Origin of the sequence: Mesorhizobium sp. M0119, assembly GCF_040322615.1 — a bacterium.
Lineage (GTDB): Bacteria > Pseudomonadota > Alphaproteobacteria > Rhizobiales > Rhizobiaceae > Mesorhizobium.
Genome location: NZ_JAMYTU010000011.1, coordinates 21,820 through 46,879 on the forward strand (window position 1 = coordinate 21,820; position 25,060 = coordinate 46,879).

The 25,060-nt window shown below is 62.8% G+C and carries 22 protein-coding genes; 13 read left to right on the plus strand and 9 right to left on the minus strand.

What is annotated here, in order from left to right; all coding sequences use genetic code 11:
- Positions 1-54: 54 nt before the first annotated feature.
- Genes NKJ40_RS13050 through topA form a run of 3 tightly spaced genes read right to left on the minus strand, consistent with a single transcriptional unit; the run spans position 55 to position 5,435 of the window.
- Positions 55-507 carry a DUF983 domain-containing protein gene (locus NKJ40_RS13050; protein ID WP_352466368.1) on the minus strand — a complete coding sequence of 151 codons (453 nt, stop codon included), beginning with the start codon at positions 505-507 and terminating at the stop codon, positions 55-57.
- Complete coding sequence (gene rnr / locus NKJ40_RS13055) at positions 507-2,813, minus strand: ribonuclease R (protein ID WP_502903706.1); 2,307 nt, start codon at positions 2,811-2,813, stop codon at positions 507-509. The genes NKJ40_RS13050 and rnr overlap by 1 nt, the downstream gene beginning before the upstream one ends.
- A 6-nt stretch (positions 2,814-2,819) precedes the next feature.
- The gene (gene topA, locus NKJ40_RS13060; RefSeq protein ID WP_352466369.1) at positions 2,820-5,435 is read right to left on the minus strand and encodes a type I DNA topoisomerase; all 2,616 of its coding nucleotides are present in this window, start codon (positions 5,433-5,435) and stop codon (positions 2,820-2,822) included.
- Positions 5,436-5,511: 76 nt separating this feature from the next.
- Between topA and NKJ40_RS13065 the strand changes: the two genes are divergently transcribed.
- Positions 5,512-5,739: a hypothetical protein gene (locus NKJ40_RS13065; RefSeq protein ID WP_292657815.1), complete on the plus strand. Its 228-nt coding sequence runs from the start codon at positions 5,512-5,514 to the stop codon at positions 5,737-5,739.
- 143 nt (positions 5,740-5,882) lie between these two features.
- On the opposite strand, the gene NKJ40_RS13070 is transcribed toward NKJ40_RS13065, so the two are convergent.
- Positions 5,883-6,260 carry a COG4315 family predicted lipoprotein gene (locus NKJ40_RS13070; protein ID WP_352466370.1) on the minus strand — a complete coding sequence of 126 codons (378 nt, stop codon included), beginning with the start codon at positions 6,258-6,260 and terminating at the stop codon, positions 5,883-5,885.
- 210 nt (positions 6,261-6,470) lie between these two features.
- On the opposite strand from NKJ40_RS13070, the gene NKJ40_RS13075 reads away from it, so the two are divergent.
- Complete coding sequence (locus NKJ40_RS13075; RefSeq protein WP_352466371.1) at positions 6,471-7,217, plus strand: cytochrome c biogenesis CcdA family protein; 747 nt, start codon at positions 6,471-6,473, stop codon at positions 7,215-7,217.
- 66 nt (positions 7,218-7,283) lie between these two features.
- On the opposite strand, the gene NKJ40_RS13080 is transcribed toward NKJ40_RS13075, so the two are convergent.
- The gene (locus NKJ40_RS13080; protein WP_352466372.1) at positions 7,284-8,177 is read right to left on the minus strand and encodes an SDR family oxidoreductase; all 894 of its coding nucleotides are present in this window, start codon (positions 8,175-8,177) and stop codon (positions 7,284-7,286) included.
- A gap of 129 nt (positions 8,178-8,306) precedes the next feature.
- Between NKJ40_RS13080 and NKJ40_RS13085 the strand changes: the two genes are divergently transcribed.
- Complete coding sequence (locus NKJ40_RS13085; protein WP_352466373.1) at positions 8,307-9,254, plus strand: AraC family transcriptional regulator; 948 nt, start codon at positions 8,307-8,309, stop codon at positions 9,252-9,254.
- 130 nt (positions 9,255-9,384) lie between these two features.
- The gene (gene glmU / locus NKJ40_RS13090) at positions 9,385-10,746 is read left to right on the plus strand and encodes a bifunctional UDP-N-acetylglucosamine diphosphorylase/glucosamine-1-phosphate N-acetyltransferase GlmU (protein ID WP_352466374.1); all 1,362 of its coding nucleotides are present in this window, start codon (positions 9,385-9,387) and stop codon (positions 10,744-10,746) included.
- Position 10,747: 1 nt separating this feature from the next.
- Here glmU and NKJ40_RS13095 read toward each other — a convergent pair whose 3' ends face one another.
- On the minus strand, positions 10,748-11,101 hold the full coding sequence (locus NKJ40_RS13095) for an ADP-ribosylation/crystallin J1 (RefSeq protein ID WP_352466375.1): 354 nt from the start codon (positions 11,099-11,101) through the stop codon (positions 10,748-10,750).
- A 228-nt stretch (positions 11,102-11,329) separates the two neighbouring features.
- Here NKJ40_RS13095 and glmS point away from each other — a divergent pair, with 228 nt between their 5' ends.
- Both glmS and NKJ40_RS13105 read left to right on the plus strand, forming a co-directional pair.
- A complete protein-coding gene (glmS, locus tag NKJ40_RS13100; RefSeq protein WP_352466376.1) occupies positions 11,330-13,153 on the plus strand; it encodes a glutamine--fructose-6-phosphate transaminase (isomerizing) in 1,824 nt (607 codons plus the stop codon).
- 80 nt (positions 13,154-13,233) lie between these two features.
- On the plus strand, positions 13,234-13,986 hold the full coding sequence (locus tag NKJ40_RS13105; RefSeq protein WP_292657831.1) for a DUF502 domain-containing protein: 753 nt from the start codon (positions 13,234-13,236) through the stop codon (positions 13,984-13,986).
- Here NKJ40_RS13105 and recG read toward each other — a convergent pair.
- The gene (recG, locus tag NKJ40_RS13110; protein WP_352466377.1) at positions 13,938-16,046 is read right to left on the minus strand and encodes an ATP-dependent DNA helicase RecG; all 2,109 of its coding nucleotides are present in this window, start codon (positions 16,044-16,046) and stop codon (positions 13,938-13,940) included. The two genes, NKJ40_RS13105 and recG, sit on opposite strands and share 49 nt — an antisense overlap.
- 91 nt (positions 16,047-16,137) lie before the next feature.
- Between recG and NKJ40_RS13115 the strand changes: the two genes are divergently transcribed.
- The 6 genes from NKJ40_RS13115 (at position 16,138) to NKJ40_RS13140 (ending at position 23,099) form a co-directional block, all read left to right on the plus strand.
- Positions 16,138-16,425 (plus strand): FAD assembly factor SdhE, encoded by a 288-nt coding sequence (locus NKJ40_RS13115; protein WP_352466378.1) that lies wholly within the window; start codon positions 16,138-16,140, stop codon positions 16,423-16,425.
- Positions 16,426-16,438: 13 nt separating this feature from the next.
- Positions 16,439-19,936 carry a transcription-repair coupling factor gene (gene mfd / locus NKJ40_RS13120; RefSeq protein ID WP_352466379.1) on the plus strand — a complete coding sequence of 1,166 codons (3,498 nt, stop codon included), beginning with the start codon at positions 16,439-16,441 and terminating at the stop codon, positions 19,934-19,936.
- Between the two features lie 179 nt (positions 19,937-20,115).
- The gene (locus NKJ40_RS13125; protein ID WP_352466380.1) at positions 20,116-21,489 is read left to right on the plus strand and encodes a class II 3-deoxy-7-phosphoheptulonate synthase; all 1,374 of its coding nucleotides are present in this window, start codon (positions 20,116-20,118) and stop codon (positions 21,487-21,489) included.
- A gap of 125 nt (positions 21,490-21,614) precedes the next feature.
- Positions 21,615-22,034, plus strand: coding sequence for a GFA family protein (locus NKJ40_RS13130; protein WP_352466381.1), 420 nt, complete (start codon positions 21,615-21,617; stop codon positions 22,032-22,034).
- Between the two features lie 77 nt (positions 22,035-22,111).
- A complete protein-coding gene (locus tag NKJ40_RS13135; protein WP_352466382.1) occupies positions 22,112-22,471 on the plus strand; it encodes a diacylglycerol kinase in 360 nt (119 codons plus the stop codon).
- Positions 22,472-22,511: 40 nt separating this feature from the next.
- Positions 22,512-23,099, plus strand: a complete 588-nt coding sequence (locus NKJ40_RS13140) for a hemerythrin domain-containing protein (protein ID WP_352466383.1) — start codon at positions 22,512-22,514, stop codon at positions 23,097-23,099.
- A 3-nt stretch (positions 23,100-23,102) separates the two neighbouring features.
- Here NKJ40_RS13140 and NKJ40_RS13145 read toward each other — a convergent pair whose 3' ends face one another.
- Together NKJ40_RS13145 and NKJ40_RS13150 are read right to left on the minus strand one after the other, a co-directional pair.
- Positions 23,103-23,690 (minus strand): DedA family protein, encoded by a 588-nt coding sequence (locus NKJ40_RS13145; RefSeq protein WP_352466384.1) that lies wholly within the window; start codon positions 23,688-23,690, stop codon positions 23,103-23,105.
- Complete coding sequence (locus tag NKJ40_RS13150) at positions 23,687-24,250, minus strand: DUF1003 domain-containing protein (RefSeq protein WP_352466385.1); 564 nt, start codon at positions 24,248-24,250, stop codon at positions 23,687-23,689. Before NKJ40_RS13150 ends, NKJ40_RS13145 begins: the two co-directional genes overlap by 4 nt.
- Positions 24,251-24,333: 83 nt before the next feature.
- Here NKJ40_RS13150 and NKJ40_RS13155 point away from each other — a divergent pair, with 83 nt between their 5' ends.
- Complete coding sequence (locus NKJ40_RS13155; RefSeq protein WP_352466386.1) at positions 24,334-25,047, plus strand: DNA-3-methyladenine glycosylase I; 714 nt, start codon at positions 24,334-24,336, stop codon at positions 25,045-25,047.
- The last annotated feature ends 13 nt before the right edge of the window (positions 25,048-25,060 follow it).

Consider the following 25,060-nt stretch of genomic DNA (forward strand, 5'->3'; position numbering starts at 1 on the left):
CTTCGCCGATGCGGAAGTGGCGTCCAGCCATGCCGATTTGCGCCAGCCTCGGTTTCAAGCCTCGGGATGCGACTCGATCAGATCTTCTTCACCGCCAAAGCCGTGCATATAAAACCCCCATTGCAGGCCGATGACAGCGCCCTTGACCGGCTGCAGCAGGACGACGGCGAGAATGATGGTCAATGGCACCCAGATGGCGATGTGCTGCCAGGTCGCCAGCGTCGAGGTCGCCTCGACGCCCATGAAGGCACCGAGCACGATGTGGCCGACAATGACCACCACAAGATAGGCCGGCAGGTCGTCGGCGCGATGGTGGTGGAGCTCCTCGCCGCAATGATCGCATTTGTCGACGGTCTTCACGAAGGCGCGAAACAGCTTGCCCTCGCCGCAATGCGGGCAGCGGCCGAGCATGCCGCGCTTCATTGCCGTCCATAGCGGCCGGGCGGTCCGGCCCGAGTGATGTTCGCCGCCGAAAACCCGTTCTTCCACCTGCAGTTCTGTTGGCATTACCGTCTCCTGCCGCGCGAGCCTGGACGCGATTGCGACGCTCGGGCGCGGCCTTTGGCCTTGTGGAACGACCGTTTGGAGCCGGGCAGCGGCTTTGGCTCGGTCAGCATCTCGAAACGCATCGCGCCGGCCATCGGCGCCACCTCGATCAGGCGAACCTCGACGCGATCAGCAAGCTGATAGCCCTTGCCGGTGCGTTCTCCGAAAAGCGATCGAGCAGTTTCGTCGTATATATAGTAGTCGCCGCCCAGGGTTGAAACCGGAATGAAGCCATCCGCGCCATACTGCGGCAATTGGACAAACAGGCCCGATTTGGTGACGCCCGAGATGCGGGCGTCGAAACGGTCGTCGATGCGCTCGGCGAGATAGGCGGCGATCAGCCGGTCGACCGTGTCGCGCTCGGCGGCCATCGCGCGCCGCTCGGTCGCCGAAATCAGCGCCGAGACCTCTTCCAGCCGTTCCGCCTCGTCCTTCGTCAGGCCGCCCGGACCAAGGCCGAGTGCGGCAATCAGCCCACGATGCACGATCAGGTCGGCATAGCGGCGGATCGGCGAGGTGAAATGCGCGTAGCGCTTAAGATTGAGGCCGAAATGGCCGATATTGGCGGGCGAATATTCGGCCTGGCTCTGCGAGCGCAGCACCACTTCGTTGACCAGCCCCTCATTGTCGGCGCCGCGCACGCGAGCGAGGATGCCGTTGAACTGGTTCGGCCGCATCTGTGCACCGCGCGCCAGCGACAGGCCGAGCGTCTGCAGGAATTCACGCAGCGATTCCTGCTTGGCGAGCGAAGGCGCATCGTGGATGCGGTAAACCAGCGCCTGCCGCTTCGCCTCCAGCGTCTCGGCGGCGGCGACATTGGCCTGGATCATGAACTCTTCGATCAGTTTGTGCGCGTCGAGCCGCTCCGGCACGACGACCTTGTCGACGGTGCCGTCCTGCTTGAGAAGGATCTTGCGCTCGGGCAGATCGAGTTCGAGCGGCTGGCGCGTGTCGCGGCCGCGCTTCAGGATCGCGTAGGCGTCCCATAGCGGCTTCAGCACCGCATCGAGGATCGGGCCAGTCGTGTCGTCCGGTGCGCCGTCGATCGCCGCTTGCGCCTGCTGATAGGCGAGTTTCGCCGCCGACTTCATCATGATGCGATGGAATGAGTGTCTGAGTTTGTGACCATCGGCCGAGAAAGTCATACGCACCGCAATTGCCGGACGATCCTGGCCCTCGCGCAGCGAACAGAGGTCGTTCGAGATGCGTTCCGGCAGCATTGGTACGACTCGGTCGGGGAAATAGACCGAATTGCCGCGCTTCAGCGCTTCGCGATCAAGCGCCGTGCCATAGCGCACGTATGCAGCGACATCGGCAATGGCGACGGTGACAACCACGCCGCCGGCGTTCTTCTCGTCGGTGTCGGGCATGGCGAACACCGCGTCGTCATGATCCTTGGCGTCGGCCGGATCGATGGTGAGCAGTGGCAGCTCGCGCCAATCCTCGCGGCCGGCAAGCGTCGCTGGCTTGACCGCCTCCGCCTCGGCGATGACGTCGGCGGGAAAAATATGCGGAATGTCGTGTGCGTGGATGGCGATCATCGAGACCGCCTTTTCGCTGGTCAGCGACCCTAACACCGTCAGAACCTTGGCTCTCGGCAGGCCGTAGCGGGAGGCCCGCGCCGGCTCGACCTCGACCAGGTCGCCGTTCTTGGCGCCGTTCTGGAATTCCTTGTCGACGACCAGCTCCGGCTGGCGCCTTTCCACCGGCTCGATGCGGAACGTGCCGTCCTTCAGCACCCGGAAAACGCCGAGAACCGCATCGGTGCGCTTCTCGAATATCTTCATCACCCGGCCGGTATAGGCCGGGCCTGCCGGATCGTCGGTCGGAAAGGTCTTGGCCAGCACGCGGTCGCCGATGCCCGGCGTCGGGCCATTGCCGCCGCGCGACATGCGGATCGCTATGACCGGAGGTTCGCCATTGCCCACGGCTTCGGTCGGGTGCGCCAGCAGCACACCATCGGCGTCACGGCCGAAGATGTCGAGCACCGCGACGTGGGGCAGGGCGCCGACACGGGCAAGCCGCTTGCGCTCCTTGGTCAGCAGGCCTTCATCCTGCAGGTCGCGCAAGACGTCCTTCAGCCAGATACGGTCTTCGCCGCGCAGCGCAAACGCCTTGGCGATGTCGCGTTTTCCGGCGCGGTCCGAATTTTCGGCGATGTAACGCAGTATCTCGTCGCGTGAAGGCCGGTAATTGTCCCTGACCTTGGCGCGGGTATCGGCGGTGCGCAGATCGCCGTGGCTTCTTCCGGAGACTTTGCGCGCCAACCCGTCCTATCCCTTTTTCCTGGCCGCCGGTTTTTTGGCCGCAGCCGGTTTCTTGGCAGGCGCAGCCGCTTTGCGGAAGGGCTTCCTGGCGCCATTGCCGCCCTTGGCTTCCTTTTCCGCAATGAGCGCAACCGCATCCTCGATCGTCACCGATTGCGGATCCTTGCCCTTCGGCAGCGTCGCATTGACCTTGCCGAAATTCACATAAGGCCCGTATTTGCCGTCGCGCACGACGATCTGGCCGCCGCCGGCAGGATGCTCGCCAAGTTCCTTGAGCGCAGCGGCTGTGCCGCCATTGCGGCCGCCTTTACCCTTCAATTGCTTCTCGGCGATCACCGAGACGGCGCGATTGAGGCCGATTGAGAACACGTCGTCGATGCTGTCGAGATTGGCGTAGGTGCCGTCATGCAGCACGAACGGCCCGTAGCGCCCCAGCCCGGCCGAAATCATCTTGCCGGATTCCGGATGCTTGCCGACGTCGCGCGGCAGCGACAACAAGGCGAGCGCCTTTTCATGATCGATCGAATCGACAGTCCAGCCCTTGGGCAGGCTGGAGCGCTTGGCATCCTTGCCGTCGCCGCGCTGGATATAGGGGCCGAACCGGCCATTGCGCAGCGTGATCTCCTCGGCGGTATAGGGGTCCTTGCCGAGCACCTTGGTGCCGTCTTCGCCACCGCCGTTCTCGCCATTGGGATTGGCGGCGTCGCCGAGCTGGCGGGTGAAGGAGCATTCGGGATAGTTCGAACAGCCAACGAAGGCGCCGAACTTGCCGAGCTTCAGCGACAGGTTGCCGGTGCCGCATTTCGGACAGATGCGCGGGTTCGAACCGTCTTCCCGCGCGGGAAAGACCAGCGGCGCCAGTTCCTCGTTCAATGCATCGAGGACGTCGGTTACGCGCAACTCCTTGATGTCGGCGACGGCGCCGGAAAAATCCTTCCAGAAATCGCGCAGCACGTCCTTCCATGCGAGCTTGCCGTCGGAAATCTCGTCGAGCTTTTCCTCCAGCGAAGCGGTGAAGTCGTACTCGACATAACGCTCGAAGAAGCTTTCGAGGAAGGCCGACAATAGCCGGCCCTTGGCCTGCGGCACAAGCTTGCGCTTGTCGATGGTGACATAGTCACGATCCTCGAGCGTCTTCAGGATCGCCGTATAAGTTGACGGCCGGCCGATGCCCAACTCTTCCAGCTTCTTGATCAGCGAAGCTTCCGAATAACGCGGCGGCGGCTCGGTGGTGTGCTGGGTGGCGTTGATCGCCTCGCGTGTGAGCTGCTCGCGGGCACGGATCTCGGGCAGGTGGCGGCTCTCTTCGTCTTCCGAATCTTCTTCCTTCTGCTCGATGTAAGCGGCAAGGAAGCCGTCGAAGCGAACAACCGAGCCTACAGCGCGAAGCTCGGCGGTGCGCGGGCCGTTGACTGCCTCGATCTCGACCGTGGTGCGCTCTATCTCGGCCGGCTGCATCTGGCTGGCGATGGCGCGTTTCCAGATCATCTCGTAAAGCCGCGCCTGGTCGGCGTCGAGATACTGCCTGACGGAAGCCGGCGTGCGCATGAAATCGGTCGGACGGATCGCTTCGTGCGCTTCCTGGGCATTCTTGGCCTTGGCGGAATAGACGCGCGGCTTTTCAGGCAGGTATTTAGGGCCGAATTCCTTGGCAATCGCATCGCGTGCGGCAGAGATCGCCTCCGGTGCTATCTGCACGCCGTCGGTCCGCATATAGGTGATCAGGCCGGTGGTCTCGCCGCCGATCTCCATGCCCTCATAGAGCCGCTGCGCCACCTGCATGGTGCGGTTGGCCGAAAAGCCGAGACCCGATGAGGCTGCCTGCTGCAGCGTCGAGGTGGTGAAGGGCGGCCCGGGATTGCGCCTGGTCGGCTTGGCTTCGACCGACACCGCCTTGAAGCTGGCGCCTTCGAGCATCGCCTTGATGTCGTCGGCCTGCGCCTTGTTGGAAATGTCGAGCTTTTGCAGCTTCTTGCGCTCGAAGGCGGTCAGCCGCGCCTCGAAATTTTCCTTGCGCGGCGTACCGAGAATGGCGGCGACCTGCCAGTATTCCTCGCGGATGAAGCGCTCGATCTCGGATTCGCGGTCGCAGACCAGACGCAGCGCCACCGACTGGACGCGGCCGGCGGAGCGGGCGCCGGGCAGCTTGCGCCACAGCACGGGCGACAGCGTGAAGCCGACCAGATAGTCGAGCGCGCGGCGGGCGAGATAGGCATCGACCAGCGGCGCATCGATCTGGCGCGGATTGGCCATCGCCTCCAGCACCGACGCCTTGGTGATGGCGTTGAAGACGACGCGGCTGACCGGCTTGTCCTTCAGCGCGCGCTTTTGCTTCAGCACTTCCAGGACATGCCAGGAGATCGCTTCGCCCTCGCGGTCCGGATCGGTGGCGAGGATCAGCCCGTCGGCGTCCTTGACCGCCTTGGCGATATCGGCGAGACGCTTTCCAGACGCGGTGTCGACGGCCCAGGACATGGCAAAGTCCTCATCCGGGCGCACCGAGCCATCCTTGGCCGGCAGATCGCGGACATGGCCGAACGACGCCAGAACCTTGTAGTTCTTGCCGAGGTACTTGTTGATTGTCTTCGCCTTGGCCGGCGATTCGACGACGACGACGTCCATACGGTCTCATATCAGTTGTGATGCGGCAGAAGAATTCCGCTGCGCGCGACGAAATCTCGTTCAATGTGTCGCTCACATGGCCGCGCTTTTGCATCCGGTCAAGGCCAAGCAGTCAAAATGCGGCCCTGTACCGAATGCGCAACCCAACGGCGCGCCATGCGATTTCCGCAATCCTGGACAAGGGAAATGGGCAGCCTATCGCTGGACAAGCCCGGCAATTGATCCTGGAGAACGGGACAAACTCTCCCGCGGATATAAGAGAAACATCGAGCACGCGCCAGCCCTGCTTGAACAGATGCTGTGAAGCGCGCAATCGGTAGCCCGGCATTTTGCTCGGACAGTCGCAAGGAATTGGCGTGCTGAAAAGCTGGCCGCCGGGGCGGTTGGGTCGAGTTCCCAGCGACCAGCCGTGTTACCGCCTGTTACAGCGGATCGGAAGCTCAACGCTTAGTCGGCCTTGGCGATATGCCAGACGCCGCCGACACCCTCGCCGGTGACGTCGCCGGCCTTCTTGTCCTTGATGAACGTGTAGAGCGGCTTGCCTTCGTAGGCCCACATCCTGGTGCCGTCGGTGCGGTCGACGATCGTCCATTCGCCCTCGGCCTTGGCGTTGGCGTCAGCCTTCAGCGGCGGCCAATTGGCGGCGCATTTGTCGTAGCAGTTCGACTTGCCGGCCTCGTCCTTGTCGTAGGCGTAGAGTGTCATGCCGCTGGCGTCGGTGTAGATCTTGGTGCCGCCGACCTCCGCTTCCTTCCACGCCTCGGCGGCGAAGGATGCGGCAGTGCCGAGCAAAAGCGCGGCCATGCCAATTGCGATCGTTTTCATGGACTTCTCCCCTGGATCGTTCGAAAAAGCGCGCGGAACCGCGGCTTCGTTGTAATCAACGCTGCCTGGCCGCCCTTTCTTCCCGGGCTGCTTTCCCGTCGATCAGGCGAGGGCGACGACTTGCCACCCATAGTGATGGGGCCACGCGATGGTGATTGGCGGACGGCCGTTGTCGCGGCTATATGGCTGCGCAGTCATCGGGAGACGGAAATGGCATTGGACGTCGGCTATGTCAGCGCGATCGGGGCGGGAGCAATTTCGTTCCTGTCACCCTGCGTGCTGCCGCTGGTGCCGCCTTACCTGTGCTACATGGCCGGCGTGTCGGTCGACGATTTCCGCGGCGAGGCCGGCATTACGGCAAAGGCCGGTGCGCGCGGCGCGCTGGTTAATTCCTCCATCGCCTTCGTGCTCGGCTTCTCGACCGTGTTCGTCGCGCTCGGCGCCGGCGCCTCGACCATCGGCCATCTGCTGCGGGTCTGGCAGGAGCCGCTGGCAATGGCGGCCGGCGTGCTGATCATCCTGATGGGGCTGAATTTCCTCGGCGTACTGCGCATCCCTTTGCTTTCACGCGAGGCGCGCTTCCATTCACAAGGCAAGCCGGCCAGCCTGGTCGCCGCCTATGTCATGGGCTTGGCCTTCGCCTTCGGCTGGACGCCCTGTATCGGCCCGGTGTTGGGGCCGATCCTGACGCTTGCCGGCGGCCGCGAGACGGTGGGCGAGGGCGCGCTGTTGCTTGCCGCCTATTCGCTCGGCCTCGGCATACCGTTCCTGATCGCTGCGCTGTTTTCCGGCGCCTTCATGCGCTTTCTCGGAAAATTCCGCGTCCATCTCGGCCGCGTCGAAAAAGCCATCGGCGCGCTGCTGGTGGTCGCCGGCGTGTTTTTCCTGACCGGCGGCGTGCAGGCGGTGTCCTATTGGCTGCTCGAGAATTTCCCGGTGCTGGGGCAATTGGGCTAGGTTTGCCGCCCGGCCGAAGCGCGAGGCCGTAGCTGCGGCGCAAGGCACCGCAGCTACGTGGTCCGTTCAACCTTCGAAATAGCCCGGCTGGTCGATATCGGCGATGAGCCCGGGTCCACTCGGCGCCCACCCCAGCAGCGCGCGAGTCCGTTCGCTCGAGGTCGGGACATCCATCGCCGCGAACATCGCGAACCAGCCAAAATGATCGGCGGCTTCTTCCGCGGACTTGGCGACGACCGGCACGTTCAGGCGCCGGCCGATCACGCCGGCGATGTCCTTGAACGGCACGCCTTGTTCTGCGATCGCGTGATATCGCCCGCCACCGGCTCCATGCTCGAGCGCAAGCCGGTAGACGCGAGCGGCATCGAACCGATGCACGGCGGGCCAGCGATTGAGCCCTTCGCCGGCATATGCCGACACGCCCTTCTTGCGAGCAAGGTCGATGAGAATCGGAACAAAGGCGTGGTCGCCCTGGCCATGGACCGACGGCGGAAGGCGGACAACCGACGCGCGCACCCCGCGTGCCGCCAGCGCGGCGGCTGTCGCTTCGGAGGCGCGGGGATACGAGGCGGAAGCGGGAACAGGCGCATCTTCCTCTGTCGCGATACGGCCCCGCGCCTGGAGCGCGGTTCCGGAGGTGACGAGCAGGGGGCGCTCGGAGCCTTCGAGTGCTCCGCCCATCGCCTCGATGGCACGCCGGTCCATCTCGCAATTTTGCGCGAATTTCGAGAAGCCATGGTTGAACCCGGTGTGGATCACCGCATCGGCGGCTGCCGCGCCCCTGCGCAGGCTCTCGAGGTCTTCGAGGTCGCCTCGATGCACCTCGGCTCCCGCGGCGGCAAGCGACTTGGCCGATGCCTCGGAGCGGGCGAGGCCGAGCACCCGATGGCCGGCGCCGATGAGTTCTTGAACGACGGCAGAACCGACGAATCCGGTCGCTCCGGTAACGAAAACACGCATCACGACTTCTCCTTGTTCATTTCTGACCACGACCATGTCCGCGGCTCAGTTGTGTCGTGATAGGCGCCTGAGAAAATACGATCTATGCGGTAAAGTCCGTATTATCTTCGTAATCGTCCGGAATGACCCGTGGATCCTCTTTCAGATGTGCTCTCGCTGCTGAAGCCGCGAAACTATATGTCGGCTGGTTTCGATGCTGGTGGTGAATGGTCGATCCAGTTCCCCGACCAGCAGCAAAGCATCAAGACCGGAGCTGTGGTCTCCGGCCGGTGCTGGCTGTCGGTGGAGGGCGTTGCCGGCGCTGTGCGCCTTGAGACGGGGGACTGCTTCCTGCTGCCGAGTGGACGGCCTTTCCGCCTTGCAAGCGACATGAGCTTGACGCCTGTTGAAGCCGTCAAGATTTTTCCGCCTGCGCGAGCCGGCGGTGTCGTGACCCACAATGGCGGCGGTGATTTCTTTCTGGTCAGCAGCCGCTTCGCGCTTGCCGGCAACCATGCCGGCATCCTGTTGCGGATGCTGCCAGCCATTGTGCATATCCGCAAAGAGTCGGACCAGTCGGCGCTGCGTTGGTCAGTGGAGCGGATGATGCAGGAGCTGCGCGAGCCGCAGCCGGGCGGCTTTCTGGTGATCCAGCACCTCGCCCACATGATGCTGGTTCAGGCGTTGCGGCTGCATCTTTCAGAAGGATTGAAAGGTGGCATCGGCTGGCTCTTTGCCCTGGCGGACAAACAGATCGGTGTGGCGATCAGCGCCATGCATGACGATCCGGCACATGGCTGGACGTTACAGGAGCTGGCGGAACGGGCCGGCATGTCGCGATCGACCTTTGCGCTCAGATTCAAGGAGACGGTCGGCGCGTCGCCGATGGACTATTTGACGCGCTGGCGAATGCTGCTGGCCGGGGATCGGCTGACGAATTCCAGCGATCCCGTCGCCGTCATCGCGCTGTCGCTCGGCTACGAATCCGAAAGCGCGTTCAGCACAGCCTTCAAGCGGGTCATGAACTGTTCGCCGCGGCAATATAGCCGTGGCCGAACTCCCGCCTTCGCATCGCCTAACGAGCCGGAAGCCGCCTGAGCCGATCGGCTTGGGCGTCTCGCCAGTTGGAGGTTCCACCGTCTCACCGGAATTTAACCGCATTGGTGCAGCATGGCGCCAGTGCTACTAACGCTTCGATTCCAGACCCCTTTCAACGGTTGCTGTCCCCATGAACCAGAGATCCTGCCTGTCCATCATCCTCGCCGCCGGTGAAGGCACGCGCATGAAGAGTGCAGTGCCGAAAGTGCTGCACACAATCGCCGGCCTGCCGATGGTTGCCCATGTCGTCAAGGCGGCTGAAGCCGCCGGCAGCGGCGATCTGGCGCTGGTGATCGGCCATGGCGCCGATGAGATGCGCAAGGCCGCACTCAAGTTTGCGCCGAAGGCCGAGGCTTTCGTCCAGGAAAAACGTCTCGGCACCGCGCACGCCGTGCTTGCCGCACGCGAAGCAATATCAAAGGGTTATGACGACATCTTGGTGATGTTTGGCGACACGCCGTTGATCGATCCGGAAGCGCTCGCGGCGGCGCGGCTGAAGCTGGCGGAAGGTGCGGCCGTCGTCGTGGTCGGCTTCCGTACGGAAAGTCCTTCGGGCTACGGCCGGCTTATCGAAAAGGCCGGCAAGCTCGTCGCCATACGCGAGGAGAAGGACTGCTCGGACGAGGAGAAGAAAATCACCTTCTGCAATGGCGGGCTGATGGCGGTCGCTGGCAGGCATGCGCTGAAGCTGCTCGATCAAGTCGGCAGCAAGAACGCCAAGGGCGAGTATTATCTCACCGATATCGTCGAGATCGCCGCTGCGCAGCGACTTGATGTGGTCGCCACCGAAGCCAGTTTCGAGAACGCGCTCGGCATCAACAACCGTGCCGAGCTTGCCCAGGCGGAAGGTATCTGGCAGGCGCGTCGACGGCAGGAAGCGATGCTTTCCGGGGTGACGCTGATTGCGCCTGAAACCGTGTTCTTCTCACACGACACCGAGATCGGCGCCGATACGATCATCGAACCCAATGTCTGGTTCGGGCCGGGCGTAAAAATCGCCACGGGCGCCAAGATCCATGCCTTCAGCCATATCGAAGGCGCCACCATCGCGTCAAATTGCGATGTCGGGCCGTTCGCGCGGCTGCGGCCCGGGGCCGATCTGAGAACCAAGGCCAAGGTCGGCAATTTCTGCGAGGTAAAGCAGGCGATCGTCGAGGAGGGCGCCAAGGTCAACCACCTGACCTATATCGGCGATGCCCGCATCGGCGCGGGCGCCAATATTGGCGCCGGCACCATCACATGCAATTATGACGGTTATTCGAAATTTTTCACCGATATCGGCGAGGGTGCCTTCATCGGCTCGAACTCCTCGCTGGTGGCACCGGTGTCGATCGGCAAGGGCGGCTACATCGCCTCGGGCAGCGTCATCACCGAAAGCGTACCCGACGATGCGCTGGCCTTCGGCCGAGCCCGCCAGCGGACTCTACCCGGCAAGGGCAAGGAGTTGCGCGAGCGGTTCGCTTCGATCTCGGCTGCTCGGAAAAAAGGGTAGACTAACGGAACTCGGCGACAAGCTCGATTTGGCCGATGATTGCATCGTTGAAGGCGGACAGGTCTTCGGCCGGGATCCAGTATTCCAGATGCGCCCGGCTGCCGGCATGCTGGACGCTGTAGCGGTTAAGAAAGCTGCGACGCACCTCGAAACGCATCACGAAACCTGATCCGCTCGCGGGCACGTTCCAGTCCCGGGCGATCTGGGTGGCATAGGCCTCGCTTGTAACCGGATAGAAGATCGGCTGATCGGCAAGTCGAGGCGGAAAGGCGCGCATCCCCGACTTCTGGATCAACTCCAGTTCGCGTGGCCCAACCGGACGCCAAAGCGTCACGGTCTCAATTCGTTCGTTCATAGGCCACATCGTGTCTTTGACTGATTTCAGGTGCCGTTGAGCCGAGATAGGATATATGAGCGGAGAAACTGAGCAATTGCAGTAACCTGATTGCAAGTGGGCCCTGTCATGGTGCATCTGTGCAGGATAGTCCGGCTGATACCGGACGAAATGCAATGTGATTTTTCGCGACAGCCCGGCAGTCTCTAAATAGCGCCGGGTTTGAGGTCGGAATCGGGGGCAAGCGCCATGTGCGGTATCGTTGGAATTGTCGGTAACTCGCCGGTCGCGCCGCTTATCGTCGATGCGCTGAAAAGGCTCGAATATCGCGGCTATGACTCGGCCGGCGTCGCCACGATCGAGCACGGCAGGCTTGAGCGTCGCCGTGCCGAGGGCAAGCTGGTCAATCTCGAGCGCCGGCTGAGGGACGAACCGCTCGACGGCATGATCGGCATCGGCCACACACGCTGGGCCACGCATGGCGTTCCGAACGAGAGCAATGCGCATCCGCATTTTTCCGACGGCGTCGCCATCGTCCATAACGGCATCATCGAGAATTTCGCCGAATTGCGCGACGAGCTGATGCGCGACGGCTACAGCTTCGCCTCGCAGACCGATACCGAAGTCGTCGCACATCTGGTGGCGCGCGAACTGGCCAAGGGGCTGAAGCCGGTTGAGGCGGCGCACCAGGCGCTGAAGCGGCTGGAAGGCGCCTTTGCGCTCGCCATCATGTTCAAGGGCGACGAGGATCTGATCGTCGGCGCCCGCAACGGCCCGCCGCTCGCCGTCGGTCATGGCGACGGCCAGATGTTCCTTGGCTCCGACGCCATTGCGCTTGCCCCTTTCACCAATTCGATCACCTATCTGGAAGACGGCGACTGGGCGGTGGTGCGCCGCAACGAGGTCGATATCTTCGATATGGGCGGCAACAAGGTCGACCGCAAACGCCAACAGTCGCTCAGCACGAGCTTCATGGTCGACAAAGGCAACCGCCGCCATTTCATGGAAAAGGAAATCCATGAGCAGCCGGAAGTGATCTCGCACACGCTGGCGCATTATGTTGATTTCGTCGGCGGCGTCTCGAAGCCGCTCGACCTGCCGTTCGATTTCGCCAAGATCGACCGGCTGGCGATTTCGGCTTGCGGCACCGCCTATCTCGCCGGGCTGATCAGCAAATATTGGTTCGAGCGCTATGCGCGGCTGCCGGTCGACATCGATGTCGCCTCGGAGTTCCGTTACCGCGAGATGCCGCTGTCGAAGACCGATGCCGCTTTCTTCATCTCGCAATCGGGTGAGACCGCCGACACGCTGGCGTCGCTGCGCTACTGCCGCAAGGCCGGCATGAAGATCGGCGCGGTCGTCAATGTGCGCGAATCGACCATGGCGCGCGAATCCGACGTCATCCTGCCGACATTGGCCGGCCCGGAGATCGGCGTCGCTTCGACCAAGGCGTTCACCTGTCAGCTTTCCGTGCTGGCCTCGCTGGCGGTGCGGGCGGGCGTGGCGCGCGGAACGATTTCGCATGAGCAGGAGAAAACGTTGATACGCGAGCTGTCGGAAGCGCCGCGTTATGCCAACCAGGTGCTGAAGCTCGACGGCCAGATCGAAAAGATCGCGCGCGACCTCTCGCACTACAAGAACGTGCTTTATCTCGGCCGTGACACCAATTTTCCGCTGGCCATGGAAGGCGCACTGAAGCTCAAGGAAATTTCCTATATCCACGCCGAAGGCTATGCCGCCGGCGAGTTGAAGCACGGCCCGATCGCGCTGATCGACGAGAACATGCCCGTCATCGTCATCGCGCCGCATGACCGCATCTTCGAAAAGACCGTGTCGAACATGCAGGAGGTCGCGGCACGCGGCGGCAAGATCATCCTGATCACCGACAGCAAGGGCGCCGCACACGCCACGGTGAAGACGATGGAGACGATCGTTTTGCCGGACGTGCCGGAAATCATCTCGCCGATCATCTACGCGCTGCCGATCCAGATGCTCGCCTACTTCACCGCCGTGTTCATGGGCACGGATGTCGACCAGCCTCGCAACCTGGCGAAATCGGTAACGGTGGAATAGGTCTCGTTTAAAAACTTCGCAATTCCAAAGCGCCTTCGGGTTCAGTAGTGTCGCGCTGCAAACACACGCTGCGGTGAACCATGTCGGATGCTCTCAAGACCTCAGGCATGACCCGGCTGAGAAACTATTTCCTGACCGGCTTCGTCGTTTGCGCGCCGCTGGCGATTACTGCCTACATTGCCTGGTCGCTGATCGGCTGGGTCGATTCCTGGGTGAAACCCTACATTCCGGTACGCTACAATCCGGACACTTACCTGCCGTTTCCAGTGCCGGGTTTTGGGCTGATCGTTGCCCTGATCCTCATCACCTTCATCGGGTTTATGACCGCCAATATCGTTGGCCGCGCCATCGTCAATTTCGGCGAGCGCCTGCTTGGCCGCATGCCGCTGGTGCGCGGCATCTACCGTTCGCTGAAGCAGATTTTCGAGACCGTGCTGTCGAACAAGGGCGACATGTTCCGCCAGGTCGGGTTGGTCGAATATCCGCGCAAGGGGGTCTGGTCGCTGGTTTTCGTCGCCAGCGAGAAGGAAACCGAGATCAACCAGAAGCTCGACCGGGAAGGCGATCCGCTGATTGCCGTATTCATGCCATGTACGCCCAACCCGACGACGGGCTTTCTGATGTATGTGCCGAAATCCGACATTGTGCTGCTCGACATGACGATCGAGGACGGAGCCAAGCTGATCGTGTCGGCCGGCCTGGTGGCGCCAGCTGTCAAAATGGTGACGGTGAACGGCGAGCAGATCCACGCCGCGCTTGCCAATCCTCCGCTCGACACGATGCCTCAGCCGGCACGCAGGAGCCGCACGGCCTCATCACGGCCGAACAGATAGAGCAGCAGGCGCAGCGCGGCGCCGCGTTCGGACTGCAGTTCGGGATCGCGCGACAGGATCAGCCGCGCATCGTCGCGAGCGGCCTCGAGCAGGTCGGCATGCGCCTCGATGCGCGCCACCTGGAAGCCCGGCGTGCCGGACTGGCGGGTGCCGAGCAACTCGCCTTCGCCGCGCAGCTTCAGATCCTCTTCGGCGATGCGGAAGCCGTCCTCGGTCTCGCGCATCACCGACAAACGGCGTTTTGCCGTCTCGCCAAGCGGGTCCTTGTAGAGCAGCACGCAGGATGAAGGCTTGTCTCCACGCCCGACCCGGCCGCGCAATTGGTGCAACTGGGCAAGGCCAAAACGCTCGGCATGCTCGATGACCATGATTGTCGCATCAGGCACATCGACGCCGACCTCGATCACCGTGGTGGCGATCAGGATACGGGTGTCGCCCTGCTTGAAGGCGCGCATCGCCTCGTCTTTGTCGGTGCCTTTCATGCGGCCGTGCACCAGGCCGATGCGGTCGCCGAACAGCGGCTTCAGCGAGGAAAAACGGTCCTCGGCCGACATCAGCTTGGTCTCCTCGGATTCTTCGACCAGCGGACAGATCCAGTAGATTTTCTGGCCATCGGCGACGGCGTCGAGCATGCGTCCGATCAGTTCGTCGAGCCGTTCAAGCGGCAAGGTGACGGTGCGGATCGGCTGGCGGCCGGCCGGCTTTTCCGTCAGCTTCGACACGTCCATGTCGCCGAATGCAGTCAGCACCAGCGTCCGCGGTATCGGTGTTGCCGTCATTACCAGCATGTCGGGCGCATCGCCCTTGGCGGTGATGGCAAGGCGCTGGTGGACGCCGAAACGGTGCTGCTCGTCGACGACGGCGAACACGAGGTCACGGAACGTCACCGTTTCCTGGAACAACGCATGGGTGCCGACGACGATATCGATGTCACCATTGGCCAGCCCGGTCAGCGTGTCGGCGCGCTCGCGGCCCTTTTCGCGACCTGTGAGGACGGCGACACGCAGGCCGGCCCGTTCCGCCAACGGCGCCATCGTTGCGAGATGCTGGCGCGCAAGGATTTCGGTCGGTGCCATCAATGCCGCCTGGCCGCCGGCCTCGACGGCACGCGCCATGGCAAGCAGCGCGACCACCGTCTTGCCGGAGCCGACATCGCCCTGCAAAAGGCGCAGCATGCGTTCGGGGTCGCCGAGATCGGCGCTGATTTCGGCAAGCGCCATTTCCTGCGACATGGTCAGCGAATAGGGGAGTGCCAAGCGCAGTTGTTCGACTATGCGGCCGTCGCCGACGAGTGGCCGGCCCGATAATCGGCGGACCTTGGCGCGCACCAGCGCCAGCGATACCTGGCCAGCCAGGAACTCGTCATAGGCGAGGCGCCGCCACGCTGCGCCGTCGACAGAGACGTCGATCGGGTCGGCAGGATTGTGGATGCGGTTGAGCGCATCGCCGAAAGCAGGAAAGGTGTGGCGGCGCCGGAACTCGCCGTCCTGCCATTCGGGCAGCACCGGCAGGCGGGCCAGCGCCTGGCCAATGGCCCGGCGCAGCACCTTGCCCGAGAGCCCGGCGGTCAGCGGATAGACCGGCTCAACCAACGGCAGGTTTTCCGCGTCGCCGGCAAGTGCGATATGGTCGGGATGAACCATGGTCGGGCGGCCGTTGAACCATTCCATGCGGCCCGAAACGACGACATGCTCGCCGACGGGCATCGCTTTTTCGAGATAGGCAGCATGGGCATGGAAGAAGGTCAGCGCGATCTCGCCGGTGTCGTCATGGGCGTAGACCCGGTACGGGACCGACCTGTTGCCGCGTGGCGGCGGCTGGTGGCGGTCGATGCGTACGTCGAGCGTAACGATAGCGCCCTCGGCCGAACCGGCGATGCCCGGCCGGTTGCGGCGGTCGATGACAGTATGCGGCAGCACGAACAAGAGGTCCCCGGCGCGCGCGTCCCGGTCGCCGAGGTCGGCTGCTACGACTTTTTCGATCAGGGCGCCAACTTTTGGCCCGACGCCGACAAGCGAGGTGATCGGGACAAACAGCGGATCGAGGAGGGAGGGACGCATGATATCAGCTTATGTTGCGGCGACTGTAGCGCAAGGCTGACACCGCCTTCTATCCACGCTATATGCGCCGCCTGGGCAAGGATGTTGCAAGATGACCGGAACGAAACGATCAAGCGAGGGCCTCGATGCCCGCCGCCGCAAGCTTCTGTTTCGTTCGTGGCACCGCGGCATGCGCGAGATGGACCTTATACTCGGCAGCTTCGCCGACGCCGAGATCGGCGCCTTGACCGGCGACGAAATCGACCAATATGAGAGGCTCCTCGACATTCCCGACACCGAATTCCTGCCTCTCGTCACTGGCGAACGCCCGGTTCCGGCGGATGTCGACTGTGCCGTCCTGCAAAAAATCCTGGCTTCCCGCCGGGCGATGACCTTCTGAATAACGTGTAGCCATGAGCCTTATCCCTACGATCGGTCTGCCGAAAGGCCGCGCCGGCCAGTTCATTGTCGATGGCGTCGCTGACGGCTACGAAGCCTTTGCGCTGGTGCAGGCTACGCACGAGATCGCCCCTGACAAGCCGGTGCTGTTCGTGGCGCGCGACGGCCAGCGTCTGCCGGCGATTGTCGAGGCGCTTGCCTTTGCCGCGCCGGGCCTGCCGGTGCTGGAACTGCCGGCCTGGGACTGCCTGCCTTACGACCGCGTCTCGCCCGGCGCTGACGCCGCCGCAAGGCGGCTCGATTCACTGGCCGCGATGATCGCGCTGACGAAGAAGCCGCACCGCGCCGTTATTCTCACCACCGCGAATGCCTTGCTTCAGCGCATTCCGCCGGCGGAACTCGTCGAGGCGCAGACCTTTCACGCCAAGCCCGGTAACCAGATCGACATGAACACGCTGGTGTCGCGGCTTGAGACTTCCGGCTTCGAGCGGGTGCCGACGGTGCGCGGCATCGGCGAATTTGCGGTGCGCGGCGGTATTCTCGATCTCTACGCGCCCGGATGGGCGGAGGCGCTGCGCCTCGATTTCTTCGGCGATACGCTGGAATCGATCCGCGTCTTCGATACCGCAACACAGCGCACCACCGGCCAGCGCAAGTCGATGGCGCTACAGGCGATGAGCGAGGTGGCGCTGACGCCAGAGACGATCAGCCGCTTCCGCCGCGCCTACATCGAAGCCTTTGGCGCGCCCTCGCGCGACGATGGGCTCTATGCGGCGGTCAGCGAGGGCAGGCGGTTTGCCGGCATGGAGCACTGGCTGCCGTTCTTCTACGAGCGGCTGGAAACCGTGTTCGATTACCTGCCGGATGCGCCCGTGGTGTTTGATCATCTGGCGCATGAGGCACTGGCCGAGCGCCACACTCTGATCCTCGATCATTACGAGGCGCGCAAAAAACAGGCCGACGGCGCCTTGAAGGATGCCGTGCCCTACAAGCCGGTGCCGCCGGATTTGCTTTATCTGTCGCCCGAGAACCTGATTGCCTCGCTTGGCCCGCGCGAAGCGATCGACTTCACCTCCTTCGACGCGCCCGATGCCGGTGCGAAAAAGGTGTTCCATGCCGGCTCGCGCCATGGTCGCAGCTTCGTCGAGGAGCGCGCCGACCCTAACGCCAACGTCTTCGACGTCGTCGTAAAACACATTTCCGACGAGCGCGCTGCAGGCCGCCGTGTCATCGTCGCCGGCTGGACTGAAGGTTCGCTCGACCGGCTCGGCCAGATCCTGGCCGAGCATCACCTTGGCAATCTGAAGCCGGTGGCGACGCTTGCCGAAACCGGAAAGCTTGAGCCAGGGCAGGCGGGACTGGCCGTGCTGCCGCTCGAATCCGGCTTCGAGACGGAGAAACTGGTCGTCGTCGCCGAGCAGGACATTCTCGGCGACCGGCTGATCCGGCGCTCGAAGCGCAAGAAGCGCGCGTCCGACTTCATCGCCGAGGCTTCGGCATTGGCCTCAGGCGATATCGTCGTCCATGCCGATCATGGCATTGGCCGCTTCATCGGGCTCCGCACCATCGAGGCGGTCGGTGCGCCGCACGATTGCCTCGAAATCCACTATGCCGGCGACGATCGGCTGTTCTTGCCGGTGGAAAACATCGAGCTGCTGTCGCGCTATGGCTCGGATTCGGCCGAGGCGACGCTCGACAAGCTTGGCGGCGGCGCCTGGCAATCGCGCAAGGCGCGGCTGAAGAAGCGCCTGCTCGACATGGCCGGACAGCTGATCCGTATCGCCGCGGAGCGGCAGATGCGGGCCGCGCCGGCGCTGGTGCCGGCGGACGGCCTTTATGGCGAGTTTGCGGCGCGTTTCCCCTATGAGGAAACCGACGACCAGCAAACGGCGATCGATTCGGTCATGGATGATCTGGGCGCTGGAAAGCCGATGGACCGGCTGATCTGCGGCGATGTCGGCTTCGGCAAGACCGAAGTCGCGCTTCGCGCCGCCTTCATCGCGGCGATGGAAGGCTTTCAGGTCGCGGTGGTGGTGCCGACGACATTGTTGTCGCGCCAGCATTTCAAGACCTTCTCGCAGCGCTTCTCCGGCCTGCCGATCCGCGTCGCCCAGGCCTCGCGGCTGGTCGGCGCCAGGGAACTGGCCGAGACCAAGAAGGGGGTCGCTGAAGGCCAGGTCGACATCGTCATCGGCACACACGCACTGCTCGGCTCCTCGATCTCGTTCAAGAATCTCGGCCTGCTGATCATCGACGAGGAGCAGCATTTCGGCGTCAAGCACAAGGAGCGGCTGAAGGATCTCAAGACCGACGTCCACGTTCTGACGCTGTCGGCGACGCCGATCCCGCGAACGCTGCAGCTTGCCTTGACCGGCGTGCGTGAGCTGTCGCTGATCGCCACGCCGCCGGTCGATCGCATGGCCGTGCGTACCTTCATCTCCCCCTTCGATCCGCTGGTCATCCGCGAGACGCTGCTGCGCGAGCGCTACCGTGGCGGCCATTCCTTCTATGTCGTACCGCGCATCAGCGATCTTGCGGAAATCCATGATTTCCTGCGCGAATCCGTGCCTGAGCTGAAAGTGGCCGTGGCCCACGGCCAGATGCCGCCCGGCGAACTCGACGACATCATGAACGCCTTCTATGACGGCCAGTACGATGTCCTTTTGTCGACCACAATCGTCGAATCCGGCCTCGATATACCGACCGCCAATACGCTGATCGTGCACCGCGCCGATATGTTCGGACTGTCGCAGCTCTATCAGCTGCGCGGCCGTGTCGGCCGTTCGAAGGTGCGCGCCTACGCGCTGTTCACGCTGCCCGCCAACCGCAAGCTCACCGATACGGCCGAGCGTCGACTGAAAGTGTTGCAGTCGCTCGATACGCTCGGTGCCGGTTTCCAACTGGCCAGCCACGACCTCGATATCCGCGGTGCCGGCAATCTGCTTGGCGAAGAGCAGTCGGGCCACATCAAGGAGGTCGGCTTCGAACTCTACCAGCAGATGCTGGAGGAGGCGGTGGCCGAGGTGAAGGATTCCGGCGAGGTGCAGGACGGCGGCTGGTCGCCGCAGATCGCCGTCGGCACAGCGGTGATGATCCCGGAAAGCTACGTCCCGGATCTGCAGCTCCGGCTGGCGCTCTATCGCCGTCTTGGCGATCTCGAAAATACGGAAGAGATCGATGCTTTCGGCGCTGAGCTGATCGACCGGTTCGGGCCGCTGCCGGAAGAGGTAAAACATCTGTTGAAGATCGTCTTCATCAAGGCGCTTTGCCGCAAGGCCAACGTGGAGAAGCTCGACGCCGGGCCGAAAGGCGTCGTCGTCCATTTCCGCAAGCGGGAATTCCCCAATCCGGTCGGGCTGGTCAAGCTCATCGGCGAACAGGGCTCGCTGGCCAAAATCCGACCCGACCAGAGCGTCGTCTTCAGCCGTGACTGGGCGACGCCCGAAAAGCGGCTGGCAGGCTCAGCGGTTGTCATGACGCAGCTGGCGCGGCTGGTGGAGAAGGCGGCGTAGCCGGGTGTCGCTGGTGCTTTGGACAACAACCGCGCCGGCACTTTCGCCGCCGGCCGTCATTCGCCAGCGCTGAGATTCCGGTCTAGAATAGGAAATCGGCTTCGTGTATGGAGCCGCGACCCCATATGGGGCGGATTGGCGGGCGATGGCGTCCGCCTGAAAGAGCGTTGGGTGCTTCGATGACGAAATGGTCGCCGAATTCGTGGAGAGCTAAGCCGATCCAGCAGGTTCCTGCCTATCCGGACCTTGTCGCGTTGAGGAACACGGAAACCCAGCTCGCTACCTTTCCGCCGTTGGTTTTTGCAGGTGAGGCACGCAAGCTGAAGAAGCAGCTTGCAGCCGTCGCTGCCGGTGACGCATTTCTTCTGCAGGGCGGCGATTGCGCCGAGAGCTTCGCCGAGCATGGCGCGGATAACATCCGCGACTTCTTCCGCGTCTTCTTGCAGATGTCAGTGGTGCTGACCTTCGCCGGCGCCCAGCCGGTGGTGAAGGTCGGTCGTGTCGCCGGCCAGTTCGCCAAGCCGCGCTCGTCCGACAATGAGACCAAGGGCGGTGTGACGCTGCCCAGCTATCGCGGCGACATCATCAACGGCATCGAATTCGATGCCAAGTCGCGCATTCCCGATCCTGCAAGGCAGGAGATGGCGTACCGCCAGTCGGCGGCGACGCTCAACCTTTTGCGTGCCTTCGCCCAAGGTGGCTACGCCAGCCTGGAGAACGTGCATCAATGGATGCTCGGCTTCGTCTCCGACAGCCCGCAGGGGGAGAAATACGAATCGCTCGCCAACCGCATTACCGAGACGATGGACTTCATGAAGGCCGTCGGCATCACCTCGGAGACCAATTACGCGCTGCGCGAGACCGATTTCTACACCAGCCATGAGGCGCTGCTGCTCGGTTATGAAGAGGCGCTGACCCGCGTCGATTCGACTTCGGGCGACTGGTACGCCACCTCCGGCCACATGATCTGGATCGGCGATCGCACGCGCCAAGCCGATCATGCGCATGTCGAATATTGCCGCGGCATCAAGAACCCGCTCGGTCTGAAATGCGGGCCGTCGCTGACGCCGGACGGCCTGCTGCAACTCATCGACCTGCTCAATCCGGAGAACGAGCCCGGCCGGCTGACGCTGATCGCGCGTTTCGGCTCCGACAAGGTTGCTGACCACCTGCCGAAGCTGGTGCGCGCGGTGCAGAAGGAAGGCCGCAGCGTTGTGTGGTCGTCGGACCCTATGCATGGCAACACCATCGAAGCCGCTGGATACAAGACACGGCCGTTCGATCGCATCCTGAAGGAGGTGCAGACCTTCTTCGAGGTGCATCGCGCCGAAGGCACGCATCCCGGCGGCATCCACATCGAGATGACCGGCAAGAACGTCACCGAATGCACCGGGGGTGCCCGCGCCATCACCGCCGAAGAATTGCAGGATCGCTACCACACCCATTGCGATCCGCGCCTCAACGCCGACCAGGCGATCGAGTTGGCGTTCCTGGTGTCCGATCTGCTCAAGAAGAGCCATCCGGTTCAGCACAAGCAGGCCGTCAACGGCTGATTAGAACGTATTCGATCATCGAGCTGGTCAGCGAAACGCGTCCGGCCGGTGTCGCATTTGCTCGTGCCTAATGCGAGCAAAACTGGAATCCTGCGAAGCGATGGCAATAGCATCGGGAGGCCGACATGGCTGACACTCACACCGGATCATGCTTGTGCGGGGCAGTGCGGTTCCAGACACTAGGACCGCTACGCGGTGTCATCTACTGTCATTGCTCGCAGTGCCGGAAGCAGAGCGGGCATTTTTATGCGGCGACCAACGTTGCCGCCCGAGACATCACAATCACTGGCACGGAGAGCATCACCTGGTACGAGGCTTCTTCGTTCGCCAGGCGCGGCTTCTGCAAGACATGCGGCTCTCTGCTGTTCTGGAGGCCGAGCGACGATGGCTATGTTTCGGTCATGGCAGGCCTGTTCGACGCGCCAACCGGGCTTCAAGGAGAATGCCATATCTTCGTCGGCGACAAGGGCGACTATTACGCCATCGACGACGGGCTGCCGCAGTTCGAGAAGTCGACGCCGTCGATCAAGGTGGCAGGCGACTGATTTTTGAAGAGGTCGCCTTATTCCCTTGGTCCAGCCATTGCGCTAATCCCCTGCCGGTGATTCCGAAGGGTTTTGGCATGCAGCGGCTGATCGACGCTTTTTACAATTCGGTGCGGGCATTTCGCAAACTGGCCGCCAGCGAAAAGGCCTTCCAGCAGGAACTGATGCTGCTCGTGCTTGCCTTGCCGCTCGGCTGGTTTGTTTCGATATCGTGGCGCGGCTATGCGCTGCTGATCGGCGCGGTGCTGCTCCTGATCATGGTCGAAGTGCTGAACACCGGCATCGAGGCGGCGTGCGATGCGTTCAGCCGGGAGTTCAACGTCGATATCCAGCTCGCTAAGGATTGCGGCTCGCTGGCGGTGCTTATTTCGGTGGTGATCGTCGCCGGCGTCTGGGGCATCGCCGTCATCGAGCGGATCCTCGGGGTACCGATCTGACGTCTCAGACACTACATGCCGGTTGATTGAGGAAACCGACATGGCCGATACCGCCGGATTTCTGCTGCTTGAACGGGAGGGCCTGCCGGACGATCTGCGCTGGCTGATCGAGAAATATCCGCGCGAGGACTGGCAGGCGCACGCCAACATCCACGGCACGGCCAATATGTGGCTGCAGCGGCACGACATGTTCCGCGAGCTTGGCGGCATGCTCACCAATGGTATTGGCGATTATCGAGAAGGTAGGCTGAACGCGCCGGAGTTCGCGCGCTGGTTCGCGCCGCGCCTCAACCATTTCCTCGGCAATCTCGACGGCCACCACAATGTCGAGGACCATCATTATTTCCCGGTCTTCGCAAGGGCCGAGACCCGTCTGAAGCGCGGCTTCGAGATTCTCGATGCCGACCACCACACAATCCATGAGGGACTGGAGCGCAATGCCAAGGCGGCAAATGACTTCATCCGCACGCTTCAGGAGAGCGAAGACAAACAGCGTTTCGCCGCCGATGCCTATGCCGACGAGAACAGCCGGCTGATCGCCATGTTGACCCGGCATCTTGCCGACGAGGAAGACCTGATCATTCCGCTGATCCTCGAGAAGGGCGACCGCGCGCTCGGCATTGATTGACGATCAGCTTCCCTTGCGAAGCTCCCTCTTGGCGAGGAAGTGCGACGCCAACCAGCCGAGGATGGCCACAACGAGGCCGATTGCCGGAGCGATCAGCAACCGCTCGTGGCGGGCCAGCGCCTGGCCAACGATGCGCTCCGCTCCCAGCCCGAACACATAACCGACAGTGCAGAACAGCGCCGCCCAGACTACCGATGAGATGGCGTTGAGGATGACGAAACGCGCCGCGGCGATGCCCGACAGCCCGGCCGCGATACCACCGACCAGGCGCAGGCCATAGATGTAGCGGTTCGACAACACGAAGATGTTAGGATGAGAGGTGACGAGGCGATAGGCGTGACTGAAGCCCGGCCGGGCTCGGAGCCTGATTACGAATTTATGGTCGGCGAAGCTCCGTCCCAGGATGAAAAAGAACGTGTCGCCACCGAAGGCGCCGAGCGCCGCCGCGAGGAAGGCCTGCCACGGGACGAAAACATGCTGATGCGCAAAGAAACCGCCAAGGATGGCGGCGCTTTCGCCCTCGGCGACGCAGCCCAGAAAAACCGCGACCAAACCATATTGCTCAATGAGGCGATGGATGGCTTCCGTCATGAAGACGTCCGCTGCTTCGACAGAATGTCGTCGATGCGCTTCACCTGCTCGGCCAGCCGAGCGATTTCGTCGCGCATGCCGATGATTTGGCTGTGGCGCAGTTCGTCGAGCTTTTCGTGCAATGCCATGATCTCGATCTCGGCCTTGAGATTAACCTCATAGTCGTGGGCGGCGTCGATACGATCGCGCTCGGTCTGGCGGTTCTGCGCCATCATGATCACTGGCGCCTGCAGCGCAGCAACCATGGAAAGCACGAGATTGAGGAAGATGAAGGGATAGGGATCGAAGGCGGCGCGCGACAAGAGCCAGACATTGCCTGCCGTCCACAGGATCAGGAAGCCAATGAATGTCAGGATGAAGGACCACGAGCCGCCGATCCGGGCGATGGTATCGGCCAGGCGATCGCCAAACGTCTGGTGAAAGGCGACGGCCTTGTTGGTGTCCTTGGAGATCGTGGTGCGCTCGAGCGTTGATTGCAGCACCCGGCTTTCGAGCGCGCTGAGGCCGTCCGGCTTTCGCTTCAGCCAGCGGTTTGCCATGTCCTCGATCGTTTTATTCATCGTCGCCTCCGTCGTCAGCGATAGAGGTAGAAGCTGCCGGTTCAAACGGGAAGTGGTAGATTGATGCGATGGGTCAGGAAACAATGGTGGATTTTCGGAAAATTCGCGCCCGTGCAGCGAAACGCAAAGGCGGTGAGGCAGCGCTTAGGTCGCTGCTGGGCCCTATGCCCGACAATGGCGCGGTGGCAAAGATTGCGGACGACCGGATCCTGTCGACCATGGCCGAGCGGGTCTTTGCCGCCGGCTTCGTCTGGCGTGTTATCGAGCAGAAATGGCCGGGTTTCGAGGAAGCGTTTCTTGGCTTCGAGCCGAAGCGGCTGCTGTTCCAGCCTGACGATTTCTGGCACGATCTCACCGCTGACAAGCGCATCGTCCGCAATCCGCAGAAGATCAAGTCCGTACGCGACAACGCAGCCTTCGTCGAGCGCGTGTCGAAGGAGCATGGCAGCTTCGGCAAGTTCCTGGCCAATTGGCCGGCGGATGACCAGGTCGGGTTGATGGCCTATCTCGGCAAGCACGGCAGCCGGCTCGGCGGCAATACCGGCCAGTATTTTCTGCGCTGGCTGGAGTGGGACGCCTTCGTCGTCTCGGCCGACATGGCGGCAGCGCTACGCGACGCTGGGCTCGACATTGCGGAGAGCCCGACATCGAAGAAGGACCTGGGCAGGATCCAGGTGCAGATCAACGCCTGGGCGGCGGAAACCGGGCTGCCGCGCCGACACATTTCGCGCATTCTGGCAATGTCGATCGGCGAGAACCATCCACCGGAAGCCTTGCGCGAATATATGGGCGAATAGGACCGATTGTTTG

Bases quoted from the DNA above. Each gene is read 5' to 3' on its own strand.
- NKJ40_RS13050 (WP_352466368.1), bottom strand. From the start codon at position 507: ATGCCAACAGAACTGCAGGTGGAAGAACGGGTTTTCGGCGGCGAACAT.
- topA (WP_352466369.1), bottom strand. From the start codon at position 5,435: ATGGACGTCGTCGTCGTCGAATCGCCGGCCAAGGCGAAGACAATCAAC.
- NKJ40_RS13065 (WP_292657815.1), top strand. From the start codon at position 5,512: ATGGCCGCGCTTTTGCATCCGGTCAAGGCCAAGCAGTCAAAATGCGGC.
- NKJ40_RS13070 (WP_352466370.1), bottom strand. From the start codon at position 6,260: ATGAAAACGATCGCAATTGGCATGGCCGCGCTTTTGCTCGGCACTGCC.
- NKJ40_RS13075 (WP_352466371.1), top strand. From the start codon at position 6,471: ATGGCATTGGACGTCGGCTATGTCAGCGCGATCGGGGCGGGAGCAATT.
- NKJ40_RS13080 (WP_352466372.1), bottom strand. From the start codon at position 8,177: ATGCGTGTTTTCGTTACCGGAGCGACCGGATTCGTCGGTTCTGCCGTC.
- glmU (WP_352466374.1), top strand. From the start codon at position 9,385: ATGAACCAGAGATCCTGCCTGTCCATCATCCTCGCCGCCGGTGAAGGC.
- NKJ40_RS13095 (WP_352466375.1), bottom strand. From the start codon at position 11,101: ATGAACGAACGAATTGAGACCGTGACGCTTTGGCGTCCGGTTGGGCCA.
- glmS (WP_352466376.1), top strand. From the start codon at position 11,330: ATGTGCGGTATCGTTGGAATTGTCGGTAACTCGCCGGTCGCGCCGCTT.
- NKJ40_RS13105 (WP_292657831.1), top strand. From the start codon at position 13,234: ATGTCGGATGCTCTCAAGACCTCAGGCATGACCCGGCTGAGAAACTAT.
- recG (WP_352466377.1), bottom strand. From the start codon at position 16,046: ATGCGTCCCTCCCTCCTCGATCCGCTGTTTGTCCCGATCACCTCGCTT.
- NKJ40_RS13115 (WP_352466378.1), top strand. From the start codon at position 16,138: ATGACCGGAACGAAACGATCAAGCGAGGGCCTCGATGCCCGCCGCCGC.
- mfd (WP_352466379.1), top strand. From the start codon at position 16,439: ATGAGCCTTATCCCTACGATCGGTCTGCCGAAAGGCCGCGCCGGCCAG.
- NKJ40_RS13125 (WP_352466380.1), top strand. From the start codon at position 20,116: ATGACGAAATGGTCGCCGAATTCGTGGAGAGCTAAGCCGATCCAGCAG.
- NKJ40_RS13130 (WP_352466381.1), top strand. From the start codon at position 21,615: ATGGCTGACACTCACACCGGATCATGCTTGTGCGGGGCAGTGCGGTTC.
- NKJ40_RS13135 (WP_352466382.1), top strand. From the start codon at position 22,112: ATGCAGCGGCTGATCGACGCTTTTTACAATTCGGTGCGGGCATTTCGC.
- NKJ40_RS13140 (WP_352466383.1), top strand. From the start codon at position 22,512: ATGGCCGATACCGCCGGATTTCTGCTGCTTGAACGGGAGGGCCTGCCG.
- NKJ40_RS13145 (WP_352466384.1), bottom strand. From the start codon at position 23,690: ATGACGGAAGCCATCCATCGCCTCATTGAGCAATATGGTTTGGTCGCG.
- NKJ40_RS13150 (WP_352466385.1), bottom strand. From the start codon at position 24,250: ATGAATAAAACGATCGAGGACATGGCAAACCGCTGGCTGAAGCGAAAG.
- NKJ40_RS13155 (WP_352466386.1), top strand. From the start codon at position 24,334: ATGGTGGATTTTCGGAAAATTCGCGCCCGTGCAGCGAAACGCAAAGGC.